The sequence below is a fragment of the Leptolyngbya sp. FACHB-671 genome, from assembly GCF_014695745.1.
In the GTDB taxonomy this organism is placed as follows: Bacteria; Cyanobacteriota; Cyanobacteriia; order Elainellales; family Elainellaceae; genus JAAUTN01.
In genome coordinates this window covers 1-12,348 of the sequence record NZ_JACJOV010000171.1, presented here as the reverse complement: position 1 = coordinate 12,348, position 12,348 = coordinate 1, and the positions used below count along the sequence as shown (strand labels likewise).

Here is a 12,348-nt window from a genome sequence, read left to right as displayed (position 1 = left end):
TATCCTATCACTTCTTATCCCTCACCCTTCCTCCCTCACCCTTCCTCCGTCACCCTTCCTCCGTCATTCTTCCTCTACTCACACTCCCGACTCAACACCACTCGCCCATCTGCAAGCTGATAGAGGTTTTGAGGTTCCACAACGGGATTGCCAGACTGCCAGACTGTTTCATCAGAAGTCTCCTGGAGGATTGAACGAACCTCTCCCGTTGGATAAGACGGCACGACCGTATCACCCGGACGTTGAGGCAGTCCACCCGTCCCAGTCACCAAAAACGTGCCGCTTTCCTGGCTACGGACGATGCAGCTATTTGCAAGTAGCTGATTGACATTCACAGAGGTGTCAGGCAAATCAGCCAGACTGTTCTGCACTGTGGTCGTGTCAGTGGTGACAATCTGCCCTGACTCCAGTGCGCCTGCCGCGCTTACATCAACCTGGTCATTCCGATCAAAGTCTTCTGCACTGCCAGGAGGATTGGTTTCACTAAAGAAAGTACTTAACGTGATATCGCCACCCCGTGCTTCACTGGAGCGGCTAATAATATCGCTGTCATCAAAGGCAATCACCCCAGTTCCACCGATGGCGATGTTGCCGCCATCACCGCTGCTGTTGGTGGTAATGTCGCTGTCTGCTTCTAGAGTGACAATACCTCGATCCGCCAGTCTGACTTCGCCATTATTTTCTCTAATTGCGTTGATTAGAATGTCTCCACCCGAGGAGTTGAGCGCACTGGTGACAATATCACTGTTGTTTAGACGAAGGCGATCGCCCGTTGTGATAAAGATATTTCCAGCAAATCCACTCCCGTCACTTCGAGCTGTAATGGTTGCCCCATCTGTAAGAGTTAGGTCGGTGCTATTTGCCGTAATTTGACCGCCTCTGCCCGTTGAGCCAGAACGAGTGTTTGCAAAAATGCCGCTATTGGCTCCTTCATTTGTGATGATGTCGTCAACTTGCTCAAACTGCCCTTCAGAGGTGGGAATAAATTGCTCGACTCGCTGCTGGCGATCGCCAAAATTAGCATCAAATCCAGATAGCTGAATTGAATCGGTGATATTGAGTTGAATACCTCCAGCATTTCCACCACCGCGAGCCGAAGTGACAACCTGCGCTCCACCCGTTACCTCTAACGTGTTGGCATCAATGTAGATATCACCTCCGGGACTGGCATTAAAAGTACTGGCAACTACAATTGCCCCATCTGCAATCTGCAACTCACCAGTATCAATATAGATATCACCTGCCCTTCCCGATGCCCCCCTTTCGGTGAGTGAGGAAAAGCCGCTGGAGAATCCGTTGTTGCTGGTTCCGGTCAGTGTAATTGATTCAGATGCATGAATGCGAAGCGTACCACCACTTCCCTGCCCAGCCGGAATGACATTTCCCTGGCTATTCCGCTGCTGTCGATTGACAAAGGCGCTAATCTGAGAGCCATCTGTTAGGGTAATGGAGCGAGATTCAACTTCAATATCTCCGCCATCTCCAATTCCTCGACTTCCAACTGAACTGGTGATGGAGCTACCGAGGGAAAGCTGAATATCATCAATGGTGATAAACAAATCCCCAGCATCTCCCCGTCCAAACGTGGCAGAACTAATAAACGCTTCATCCGTCATCAAAAGTCGATTAGCGGTGATATCAATTTCACCTCCATCTCCAATCGCCGTTCCAGAAGAATCTACCGCAGAGCTAATTTGGTTTGGAACGATGATGTTGATATCGTCTGCGCTAGGGCCTTGACCTGTGAGGATAATGGCATCAGTAACATCAAGCGTGATATTTCCAGCATCACCTTGGTTTTCAGTATCAGCGAGGAGAGCAGAGCCATTTACCAATTCTAGAGAGCCATCCGTTATGGTGAGAGCGATATCTCCTCCACTACCAACACCACCTTCGTTCGACACCTCAGAAATAATGATGGAGTTGAGGAAGTGGACGCGATCGCTTGCATAAATCGTGATATCTCCTGCATTGCCACGACCACTCGTCGAGCTAGAAAACTGTGCCCGGTTTGTGATGAACAGTGAACCAGCTGTAACCTCTATCGTGCCACCATCGCCTATAGCATTTTGTTCTACTGTGCTAAAGATACCAGAAGGAAATATCCCCTCTCTCCTGCCATCGAAGGTCACTCTTCCGCCACGAGCATCCACGTTAATATTTCCAGCATCTCCTCGTCCATAAGTACTGGAACCAATTTGCGCTCCATTCAGCATGGTGATGGAGTTGGCTGTAATTCCAATATTGCCTCCACTTCCCCGCCCGAATGTTTCAGAAGTAATTCGAGCTGCGTTGAAGGCAATGGAGCCGGTTTGCAGCCTGATATTTCCTGCATCACCCAGTGTGCCAGCTCCAACTGAGGTAAACACACCACTGCTAAATCCATTGCGATCTAATCCTCTGGCAGCAAAAACATCCCTCGTGGTAATGGCAATATTACCTGTCCTGCCTTGCGCTCCGGGGGTGTTACTGGTTGAATCTTCTTCACGAAGAATCGACTGAATTTGAGAACCATTCAGCAGAGAAAGTGATTCGGCGTTGATGAAAATATTGCCACCGATGCCGACTGCTCCTGCTTCTACATTGCTGTCAATATAAGTTCCATTATTTAGAGTTAGCGGACCATTTTCTACCGTGATAGTGATGTTTCCGGCTCTACGGGTTCGGAATGCGTTAGCGGCGGGATTGACCGAAGCAAAAATGATGCTTCTGTTCCCTAAAGAATCAGCCCCGTTTAGCAAAACACGGTCATTTGCTTGAATGTCAATTCTGCCTGCATTACCCGTTCCATTCGTTGCCGTTGAGATTCGTGAACCACTAGACAAAATGACCTGATCGGTTGACTCAATTAAGATATTTCCAGCACTTCCACGACCGCTTGTTTCAGTCTCTAAGCGAGAAAGATTGGTTAACCGTAAAATATCAGTTGCCCTTATTCGCAGGTTTCCGGCATTACCTTGAGCGAAAATGTTGGTGGATGAAATGGAAGCCCTATCGTCTAACAAAACTCGCCTGGCTTGAATGTTGACATCACCACCATTACCTATACCTACAAATTCATCGTCAGAACCAACTACGCTTGTTATGTTGCTAGCAGCATTATTGGGTGCCTGTCCAGACAGGGAGACGGTATCTGCAATATCTACATTTACATCTCCGGCATCTCCTCGTCCAGCACTGAGAGATCCAATGATAGAACCGTTGATTAGGAAGAGATTTTGACCTGTCACTTGGATATTTCCGCTGCGGCCTGTTGCACCTAGAACACCACTAGCCACCCCACTTCTATTAGAAAAAGTGATATCTCCGGTTGCATGAATGGTGATGTCTCCTGCTTGAGCAGCCTCAAACCCTGGTGTAGGGGTTATTCCTGAAATAATATTGCTGTTGTTGGTGAGATTCAAATCATGAGCGTTGACTACAAGCTCTCCATCTACCAGTAGTCCGATCGCCGACCCATTCAACAAAGAAACATTTGCCCTGGGTGTATTTGTTGGAAAATTCAGCCGAAAGATTCCATTACTAGAATTGATTCCAACGGTTCCCCGTCCGGCAACGCCACCAAGCTCTAACCGGTTGCGTAGAGCAGCAATGTTGCTGTTGTTTAATAAAATGTCTCCACCCAGCAAGATTCCACTACGTCCAGGAATCAACAGATTGCGTGCAGTACTTTGGATGGGTGCTGCGGTTAGCTGATTGAAGAAAAATACCGATGGGTTAACCGTTAGGAGTTCAGAAGGGAGTTCAGGGTTAGTCGCACTAAAGGAGCCGCGATCGCCAAACCCAATGGCATCTGCTGTCGTACTGACAAACGAGCCTTGTACATTCAGAATCACGTCTGGGCCGAACAGGATACCGTTAGGGTTGATCAAAAACAGGTTGGCATCATCGAGGTTGAGTTCCGGGTCAATCACGCCTACAGTGCCGAGCAGATCAGAGGGATCAGTTCCCGTGACGCGACTGAAGATGTTTTCTATGCCGTTGGGGGCTTCAAAGTAGACACCCCGACCTTCTCTCACATTGAATTCTTCAAAACTATGAAATAGGTTGATGCCATCGGCAGGACGCGCCCCGCCCTGAATGATATCGATTTCAGCGCTAGCAGGAGTGACGATAGTGTTAGTGGTGCGATCGCCAGCAGTATCGGGCGTGAGTTCTAGCTGAGCCTCAGCAGAGAGGGGAATGAGTGTGCCACTCATGATCAAGGCTCCCAGGCTCAACCGCGCTATGCAGAGATTAACCTGTATACTCACTTGCCACATCTGCTATGTCTCCTAACGTACCAAGAAAGATTTGTTAAAGCGAATTGAAGGTTGCCTGAGGTCAGGATATTCTGACAGCTAATCTCCCATAAATTAATTTCCTGTGGGAGCCTTTGAGGTATTTTTTAATACTGGGCTATGAGTAAGTAGCGTTAAGCATTAGTTTATGGTTTTAGGGTTGAGTAGATGCGTAGGCTGCTGTTTATAGGGCTGTTTTGTCTGAGTTTGGTTTTCAGTGTGCTGACCAGCCACCTTGCAGTGGTAGCTAGGGAACCTGCGGTTGATGTAACGGCTCAGGTACAACAAGGCGTGGAGCTTTATCAGCAGGGTGACTTTCAGGGCGCGATCGCCCCCTGGGAGGCGGCTTTAGACTATTACGAACAGCACCCAAATCTAGCTAATGAAGCAACCGTGCTGGAGAATCTAGCCCGTGCTCACCAGTCTTTAGGGCAGGCAACGGAGGCGATCGCCCTTTGGCAGAACGTGATCGACCGTTACCATCAGCTTCAGTCCAGTTCATCGGTTCAGCACCCTGAATATATACAGCAATTAGGGCGATCGCTCACCGAACAGGCGCAGATCTACAGCCGTATTGGGCAGTCGCGCAAAGCGGTTATGCTGCTGTGTGGCAGTTTTGATGGACAGAGTAGCTGTGTAGCGGGAAGTGCACTGGCGATCGCTCAAACTTCAGCAGACCCGTTAGGCGAAACGGCAGCGCTAGGCAGCTTGGGGCAGGCACACCGACTCATGGGAGATTATAATCTCGCCAGGGAATATCTTGATGCAGCTTTAGCCATTGCTCAGCAAGCAGATAATCCACTGCTGGAAGCTTCACTTCATGCGGATCTGGGAGCGACGGCTGCAAGTCAAGCAGTGGTGCGCTATCGCCAGTATGCTTCAGCAGAGTTGCTGGGCGATACCGACAGAGCCTTGGATTTGAGGAATGAGGGACAAACCTTTGACCAAATGGCTTTACAGCAGTTTCAGCAAAGTTTATCTCGCCCAACCCTACCGCTGAATCAATTGCGGGTGGTGCTGGCGGCAATTCCAGCCTACGATCGCACCGGATCGACGACCGCTGCTCAACAGTCCCGCCAGCAGGCAGAAGCTTTGCTTAACCAGCTTCCTGATATGCAGGAGAAAGCACTAGCAGCAATTGACCTGGCGCTGTTACAGGTACCTGCAACGGTTGATCAGCCACGACCCAGCAACCAGTGTGCTGCGGAGGAAGCGATCGCCCCCACCGCAGCACTGTTACAGCAAGCAATTCAAATTGCTGAACAAATTGGCGATCGGCGATCGCAGTCCTTTGCATTAGGCGCTTTGGGACGGCTCTATGAATGCCAGGGGCGTATAGCTGAAGCGCTCAGGCAAACCCAACAGGCACGGGCAGCAGCCGAATATGATTTTGACAGTCGCTATCTGTGGGAATGGCAGGCAGGGCGGATTCTGCAAGCTCAAAACCAGACTGACGCTGCAATTCAGGCATACGAGCAGTCGGCTACAACATTAGAAACGATCCGAGATGACATTCTGATTGCCAGTCGAGACGTGCAGTTTGACTTTCGCGATGCGATCGAGCCAATTTACCGCCAACTGATGAGCCTGCGGCTCAAGCAAAGCCCACCCTCGACCCTGTTTCCTGCTTTGCCCGAGGATCAGCCTAACGATCTGAGTCGTGTTCTGACCACGCTCGACTCACTCAAACTGGCAGAACTGCAAAATTACTTTGGCAATGACTGTGTATTGATAGCCCGTAACCTGGACTTGACGAAGCCAGAACAACTGTTAACCCGGGGCGATCGCGCTGCCCTACTGAGTACAGTAATTCTGGATGACCAAACCGCTATCATCTTGACGCTACCGGATGGTCGCCGCCAGTACGAATGGATTCCGCTCTCTCGCTCAGCAATCACTACAGCCGTCAATGACTACCGCTTGGGGTTAGAAACTGCCTTTCGTCGCTATAACTTAGAGCCAGCCCAAAGGCTCTATGAGCAGTTGATTCGCCCGTTTGAAGCAACCCTGGCAACTGCCCAGGTTGAAACACTGGTGTTTGTGCAAGATGACATTTTACGCAGTGTCCCAATGGCTGCTCTGCACGATGGGGAAAAGTTTTTGATTCAACGGTATGCGATCGCCTACACCCCCAGCCTGCAACTCACCGACCTGAACCCGCTCGACCGGGAAAACCTGCGAGCATTAGCTGCCGGACTTACGATGGAAACTCCTGCAAACAGCGAAGCTGGCTTCTACGCTGCCCTGAGCAATGTAGATCAGGAAATTTCCGCAATCAAAGCAGAGTTACCCGAAAGCGTCACCCTAACCAATTCAGACTTTCGCCTGGAGCGGATTGAGGAGAACCTGACTTCGGCAGAGTTTCCAATTCTACATATCGCCACTCATGGTGAATTTGGCACCGAGTCAGAAGATACATTTTTGGTAACGGGTGATGTGCCCGATAATAAACTCACCTTGACCAGTCTGGATCGACTGCTGAGACAAGTAGAAAGCGATCGCCCCGTTGAGCTATTAGTACTAACCGCTTGCACCACTGCCGTAGGGGACAACCGTGCTGCGCTAGGATTAGCGGGAGCCGCAGCCCAAGCAGGTGTTCGCAGCGTGTTAGCTTCCCTCTGGTTTGTGAATGACCAGGCAACTGCCGACCTGGTCGAAACTTTTTACGCCAACCTGAAAATTCCGCAGTCCAGCAAAGCAGAGGCACTTCAACAGGCGCAAATTAGGCTAATTGAAACAGGAGAAGAATTCTCTCATCCTGCTTACTGGGCACCCTTTGTATTGATTGGCAGTTGGCTCTAGCACCAAGTATTTGCGGCAGAACTCATTTCTCTAGTTCAACCTATCTACGACTGTAATACTCCAAAGCAGCTTGAGAATAACAGGTTTCTAACTTAGCAGTATTGTGCTTTAAATTAAACTGTTGCTCTACTCGATTACGAGCGGCGATCGCAAATTGGTTGTGCAACTCTCGGTTCTGCAACAAAATCAGGATGTTTTGTGCCAAAGTTTGCCAATCTTTTTCAGAAGATAAAAATCCTGTTTCCGCATGGGCGATCGCTTCTGGAATGCCCGCATGAAATGAGCTAACAACCGGTAACTGCATCGCCATCGCTTCTAAAACAACGATTGGCAACCCCTCAGATTCCCCAGTCTCTGTGGTCAAACTGGGAGCACACAACACCGACGCTCGATTCATCCACTCTCGCACTACTATAGGCGGTTGCACTCCCAAAAAACGATAGCGCTTCAACGTGTTTTTTGCTAACTCTTCTAACCTGGATTTCAAAGGTCCGTTGCCAATCATGACTAACTCTACCTCAGGCATAACAGCTTGCACTCGACTCATCGCTTGAATCAAATACTGACAGCCTTTCTTTTCAACAAATCGTCCCACAAACAGCACTACAGATTCTCGTTCGACCCTTGAGTTGGGAACAAATTGATCAATGTCAATGCCGATGTAATGAACTTGAATTTTGTCAGCTGGATATCCTTTAGCAATAAGCTGTGAGCGAATAAAATCAGAAACCGCAATGCCACAGTGAGCGTTTTGAAACAGGCGATCGCGCCTTCTTGCATACAGCTCACGGAAAAATTTGCCGCGCTGTTTGAAGAAATCAGATGCGAATGTGAGATTAGGGCTAAGTTGAATATCCGCAGTTGCAAAGTAGCCATGAAATGTGACTATCAGCGGAATCTGCAGCCGTTGTGCAAGCGGTAAAGCGAATACTCCATCTAACCCAAAGTGAGCATGAATTAAGCGAGGAGAAAGTTCCTTTAAAGCATTCAACCAACCGGGATGAATGACCCCTGCCAGTTTAAAGGCTGTTTTCCATACTGCTGGAGATGACACGAAATCACTTAAAACAATACTCTTTTCAGCAGGAATTAATGCATCTGCTTGTGTCGTTCGGGTTGTTCCTACATAAACCCCTCTGTAGGTTGAGTAGTGCTCAACCTGCGCTGGAATAAAGGTTTCAGAGTAAGGTAACAACTCATCGCGATAGACAACAACGGGAGTTGACATAGCTCATCCTTTAACTAGAGCGCTGGCTCGAATTCGTTGCACTTAGCGCTCCTACTTGTGAACATAAGTCCTGAAATGCAGCTAAAAAGCGAGCTTGATTGTGGGTTTGCTCAACCCATTCCCGTCCTGCCTTACCCAATTGAGTTCGTAGTTCTGAGTCTTTAAGCAGTCGGTTTAAGCCGTCAATAAAGGCTGACAACCCTTCCATGCCTGAGCCATCCCAACGTCCTGTATAAATCCCAAAACGGGATACAACAGTCTCAGGATCTTGACAGCTTAAAATTGGGGTTTCGCATATCAGGGCTTCCAAAAAACTGACTGCCAATCCTTCATGGATGGAGGTATTAATTAAAGCCCAAGCTGACGAAAGAAGTTTGTTTTTTTCATCGCCATCCACATGTCCCATAAACTTAATGTTGCTTGGTAGGTTCTCTGCTTCCCAAGCCCCTCGTCCTTTGAAATGTGCTTTTCCTAAAAATATAAACTCTACTTCTGGGAAGTAATGGGCAAGCTCTATAAATATCCACGGACGTTTATAAGGATCAAGCCGAGCTAGGAAAACAACAGTCGGGCGATCGCTCTTCTCGATCTGCCCAGGATCAAGGTCGATAATATTTGGTAGAAAGTGAACTTTAGATGGCTTTACGCCATAGGTTCCAGGGACCTTGGCATCTAGGAAAGAAGCGGTAGTAGCAAATCTCACTGGGCGATTAAACCATTTAGAACCTTGCACAACTTGAGCTAACGATGTGCAATCAATAGGATCAATTCCTTTAGGGCGAATATCCTCTGCACCTGGAATTTTCAAGGTATTAATTTTATCGACATCTTCTGGAGGTCTGGGATCACGGACCCAGACCAGGATAGGAGTAAGTGGTAGTGCCCAGAAAATAGAGCGATAACTCGGTCGGTAGTCGATCGCCAATAGGCAATCAAACTGTTCAGCCCATAGCCGTTGACAATATGCAAGACGGTTTCGTTGTCGCAGTATTAATCGACGACCGTGAATTAACCGTTCTGGTTGCCCAGGTGTTTCGTACAATTCACCTGCTAGGAATACAACTTCAACTCCAAGTTCAGAGTTTGTATTAAAGCAGGTAGAAACTTGACGGGTTGCCCAACCAAACCCACCCATTCTGCTAGTTGACAAATCAAAGAATTCGTTCGCAACAACTCCTAATTTAAATTTCTTTTTTCGCTTACTCTGAAAAGAAATAGAATTTATATTAGGAATGGTTTGGTATTGAATCTGTGATGTCATGACGAATGAATTCCTTTCCCTAAAAAATACTTTTTACAGGCATGAAAGGGGCTAATAAAGCTGCTCAGAAATAGTTCCATTTCACAGGCTAAAACTATGTCTGTGATTAGCTGTCTACGATATTTGGCAATGTGTAAAATGACCTTTAACAAGTCATTTGTCATGTATAGCGGCAATATTAAGGGTCGCTGCCAAAAACTCCATCCCAACATACGGGTGTAGTAGCGACTGAAGCCAATCCCTCGAAAGAATTGGAGCAAATAATCCTTTTCAAAACGATGCTTAGGAATTTGATGATAAATGTGCATTTCTGGGTTAAACCAAACCTCCCAACCTGCTCTACTGAGATAAAGTAATGCTTCAATATCTTCTCCTTTAGCAGATAGAGAATTTCCCACTGGTCCTTTCAAACTTAAATTTTCAGGAACGTTTTCGAGCCAGGCTGTCTTCCGAATAACTAACCCTGCTCCTGGAGGTAAAACTTTTTTATTAGGATATTTTGAAGTGAAACAAATGACTTCTTGCCGTTCAATAACCGGGAAAAAATGAGCAATCCGTCCAAAGTTATGAGGTGGTTCAACTTCAAAACTTCCATGAATTTGCCCTCCATATGCTCCTGCCTTGGGGTACGATTGAGCAAATGTATAAGCATTCTTAACCCAGTCTAAAGCAGGAACATTATCATCATCTAGAAAGCCAATTAATTCTCCTTGAGCCTCTTGAATGCTTCGTCTCCGCGCAAATGAAGCACCTTGTTTAAGTTCAACAACATATCTCAACGGACATGATGAAGTCCAATTAGCTTGATAATCTTGAACAGTTTTAGCAGTATGATCCGTGCTATTATTATCTACTACTACGACCTCCCATTGAATACCTTCAGTTCCGATTTGCGATCGCAATCGATCTAAAATCAGAGACAGTAAATCCGCTCGGTTGTACGTTCTAATTGCAACAGTAAAGTCAACCATTTATCCCCTCGTAGATTTACAGCAAGAACCCTTGAGCGAAACTGTTGATTAAATGTGAAATAATCAACAGCTTGCTCACTCTGCTAAGCTCTATTGGATGGTTTATAAATCGAAGATGGCTATTATTACAGGGGATATTGTCCTCAACAGGAATTAAAAGAATTTACTGCGCCAGTTGTGGTTGAAGACTTTGAAAGATATCACTGTTGTAACCTAAAACAGATTTATCATCTATTCTAAAGCTAAAAATCGTTGAAATTTATGATTCTTTTATGGAAGTTTACTGAAACTTTATCTTATTCAAACTAGAACGCCTCAAATTGTATTGTTTCTTACAGTCTAAACTGTAGAAACATTAGGCACGTTGTGAGACTAATAATGAGTTTGTAAGTTATTGAACAGTGTAAGAATTCGGCAGATTGAAGTCATCTCAAACAAGCTGTGAGAGGAGCATCTCAACGGAATGCACCTCTCACAATCTACTCATTTCAGTATTGATTTAGACCTGCTATAGATTGTTCATGATGCATAGAAGCATTCGCAATAGAAACACTTGAAGTAAGGCAATTTAATACCGCTCTGTATCAATCATGCTGCGGAGATTCTGGGCACGGTGAGCGTTAGTACTTTCTTCCATCTGAGCTAGATCTTGTAGTAGCTCTAGACGTAGCGATCGCCCCTGTTCCCCGTTCGGATCGCTCAGCGTTAGTGCCAGCGCATCATACCAAAAGCCTGCTGCAACCATCTGGTTTACATGAATAGCAGAGTCATTAGAAGTAGCTGTCGTGACCGGTGACACAGCAACAACAAATTGGGCTTCGTCGATTACTGAGAGAGAGGGACGATTGGGGTTGCAAATTAAGATGACTCGCCAGCGATAGGTTTCACCCGTAGTTAACTCTGGCGCATCAGCAGGCAAGGTCCAACTCATGACGCCTGCTTGGCTAGTCATTTCCACATCATAAAGCGGCTCTGCTGCATCGCCCTGAAATAGCTGAAACACCAGATCATAAGCCGTTTCCTCTGGCACAAACCAGGCTAGCGTTGGGCGAGACGTCGCAAAAGTTTGTTCTACGCTAGATGGTGCAAGTGCTAGCAGTGGTAGACCAGACTGCCTGCTGCATTGTCCTCTCACACCGCCTGTCGTGCCGCCCGAAGAAGTCCGATCGACGGGTGGGGGTGGGGTGTACCCGCGTGGTGGAGTTTGAGCAATTGAGGTGCCCCAGGTAACGGAGGGTGACGAGTTAATACGGGCAGTAGATGGGTGAGCGAGAGTAGCTGGAGCGATCGCCAGCCCAATTCCTACTGCAATAACGGTTAAGAGCAATGTCATTCCGGGTTTGGGGGACTGTGAATTTGGAGTTGTGAGGCGAGTCATAGAGTTATGTCCCTCCTGCATCCTGTTACTTTAACTACTACCTTACTAAAGAATTTTACTGCCGCCTATGAAGACTTCGGTAAGGTTAATGGTTAGAAAGGGTAAGGGCGATCGCTCAAATCTGTCTGCTCAGTTGCAGAAAACAGCAAGCTCTAATTGCCATAGCGGTTATCGCCATATTTAAGCGCCATATCGACCAAGAGGTATTTCTACAGCACATTCAACTTCTAGCTGAAAAGAGGGCTGTAGTCAAAACCACAGCCCTCCCTTTAGTTAAACAACCGGACCCGGACTATTCGGCTTAGCCTAAGAAGATAAACACGTTAGGGTTGTTGAGATAGCCTGAAGCGTTGTTGACAAATTGAGTCGAGACATCCTGGAACACGGCAACCACATCACTCTTATCTTGCTCAGAACCAATGTAAGTC

General features: G+C 47.2%; 6 protein-coding genes. 1 reads left to right on the top strand and 5 read right to left on the bottom strand.

What is annotated here, in order from left to right:
- Positions 1-74: 74 nt before the first annotated feature.
- Complete coding sequence (locus H6F93_RS33030; RefSeq protein WP_206755803.1) at positions 75-4,253, bottom strand: two-partner secretion domain-containing protein; 4,179 nt, start codon at positions 4,251-4,253, stop codon at positions 75-77.
- Between the two features lie 246 nt (positions 4,254-4,499).
- Between H6F93_RS33030 and H6F93_RS33025 the strand changes: the two genes are divergently transcribed.
- On the top strand, positions 4,500-7,082 hold the full coding sequence (locus H6F93_RS33025) for a CHAT domain-containing protein (protein WP_190690541.1): 2,583 nt from the start codon (positions 4,500-4,502) through the stop codon (positions 7,080-7,082).
- 40 nt (positions 7,083-7,122) lie between these two features.
- Here the strand turns inward: H6F93_RS33025 and H6F93_RS33020 are convergent, their stop codons facing one another.
- The 4 genes from H6F93_RS33020 to H6F93_RS33005 form a co-directional block, all read right to left on the bottom strand.
- The gene (locus H6F93_RS33020) at positions 7,123-8,310 is read right to left on the bottom strand and encodes a glycosyltransferase (protein ID WP_190690540.1); all 1,188 of its coding nucleotides are present in this window, start codon (positions 8,308-8,310) and stop codon (positions 7,123-7,125) included.
- A gap of 10 nt (positions 8,311-8,320) precedes the next feature.
- Positions 8,321-9,460 (bottom strand): glycosyltransferase family 4 protein, encoded by a 1,140-nt coding sequence (locus H6F93_RS33015; protein WP_242043742.1) that lies wholly within the window; start codon positions 9,458-9,460, stop codon positions 8,321-8,323.
- Between the two features lie 107 nt (positions 9,461-9,567).
- The gene (gene hpsE, locus H6F93_RS33010; protein ID WP_190690536.1) at positions 9,568-10,542 is read right to left on the bottom strand and encodes a hormogonium polysaccharide biosynthesis glycosyltransferase HpsE; all 975 of its coding nucleotides are present in this window, start codon (positions 10,540-10,542) and stop codon (positions 9,568-9,570) included.
- A gap of 568 nt (positions 10,543-11,110) precedes the next feature.
- The gene (locus tag H6F93_RS33005) at positions 11,111-11,920 is read right to left on the bottom strand and encodes a DUF928 domain-containing protein (protein WP_190690534.1); all 810 of its coding nucleotides are present in this window, start codon (positions 11,918-11,920) and stop codon (positions 11,111-11,113) included.
- Between the last annotated feature and the right edge of the window lie 428 nt (positions 11,921-12,348).

What these genes read in the sequence shown, in the direction of transcription:
- hpsE (WP_190690536.1), bottom strand. Translation starts at nt 10,542, where the DNA reads ATGGTTGACTTTACTGTTGCAATTAGAACGTACAACCGAGCGGATTTA.
- H6F93_RS33020 (WP_190690540.1), bottom strand. Translation starts at nt 8,310, where the DNA reads ATGTCAACTCCCGTTGTTGTCTATCGCGATGAGTTGTTACCTTACTCT.
- H6F93_RS33005 (WP_190690534.1), bottom strand. Translation starts at nt 11,920, where the DNA reads ATGACTCGCCTCACAACTCCAAATTCACAGTCCCCCAAACCCGGAATG.